A 1,418-nucleotide genomic window follows, 5' to 3' on the forward strand; every position below is an offset into this window, starting at 1 on the left:
TTCATCTTGCGCACCAGCAGGAACTCATCGCGGTTCGAGCCCACCGTGCCGTAGTAATTGAAGCCGTAGGCCAGTTGCGCGTAGCCGCCGATCATGTGTGTCGGCTTGACCGAAATGCGCGTGACCGAGTTGTGAATGCCGCCGCGCGTGCCGGTGATTTCCGAGCCCGGCGTGTTCACGATCTTCTCCTGCGCGTGGTACATCATCACCATGCCGCGCGGAATGCGCTGGCTCACCACGGCGCGCGCGCACAGCGCGCCGTTCGAGTTGAAGCACTCGATCCAGTCGTTGTCGACCACGCCGATCTGCGCGGCGTCTTTCTCCGAGATCCACACGATCGGCCCGCCGCGCGAGAGCGTGAGCATGAGCAGGTTGTCGGTGTAGGTGCTGTGAATGCCCCACTTCTGGTGCGGCGTGATGAAGTTCAGCGCGATCTCGGGATTGCCGTTCGAGCGCGTGCCTTCCATGTGGGCGTAGCTGCCCGTGTCGATGGGCGGCTTGTACACGCACAGCGCCTCGCCGAACGCGCGCATCCATTCGTGATCCTGATAAAGCTGCTGCCTGCCGCTCAGCGTGCGCCATGGAATCAGCTCGTGCACATTGGTGTAGCCCGCGTTGTACGAAACGTGTTCCGATTCGATGCCGCTCCACGTGGGCGACGAAATGATCTTGCGCGGCTGGGCCTGGATATCGCGGAAGCGGATCTTTTCGTCGGCGCGCGCCTCGGCCAGATGCTCGTGCCGCACGCCGGTGATCTTGCCGAGCGCCTCCCACGCCTTCACCGCCACTTCGCCGTTGGTTTCGGGTGCGAGCGAGAGGATCGTTTCGGCTGCGTCGATCGCGGTCTCGATGCGCGGGCGGCCAGCGGCGTCGCCGAATTTCGGCTCGTTCGGGTGGCGATAGTTGAGGTCGCCCAGCTCCTTCACTTCGCGCTCGGTGTTCCAGTCGATGCCCTTGCCGCCGTTGCCGAGCTTGTCCAGCAGCGGCCCGAGCGAGGTGAAGCGGTGATAAATCTCGGGGTAGTTGCGCTCGATCACTGCCACTCCCGGCATGGTCTTGCCCGGCACCGGCTCGCACTGGCCGCGTTTCCAGTCGGCCACGCCGAACGGCTGCGCGAGCTCGCCCGGCGCATCGTGCGCAATGGGCGTGAGCACCACGTCGCGCTCACGGCCGAGGTGGCCCACGCTCAGTTCCGAAAAGCGCTTCGCGATGCCCTTGAAGATTTCCCAGTCGCTCTTGGCCTGCCAGGCGGGATCGACGGCGGCGGAGAGCGGGTGAATGAACGGATGCATGTCGGACGTATTCATGTCGTCCTTCTCGTACCACGTGGCCGTGGGCAGCACGACGTCCGAGTACATGCAGGTGGTGGACATGCGGAAGTCCAGCGTGCAGAGCAGGTCGAGCTTGCCGGTCGGCGC

Annotated in this window: 1 protein-coding gene; it reads right to left on the reverse strand. The window is 64.5% G+C overall.

What is annotated here, in order from left to right; genetic code table 11:
- On the reverse strand, positions 1–1,418 hold a 1,418-nt coding region (locus HV773_RS36410), incomplete at both ends, for a molybdopterin dinucleotide binding domain-containing protein (RefSeq protein ID WP_175198541.1).

The sequence above is a fragment of the Paraburkholderia caffeinitolerans genome (assembly GCF_902859945.1).
GTDB lineage: Bacteria > Pseudomonadota > Gammaproteobacteria > Burkholderiales > Burkholderiaceae > Paraburkholderia > Paraburkholderia caffeinitolerans.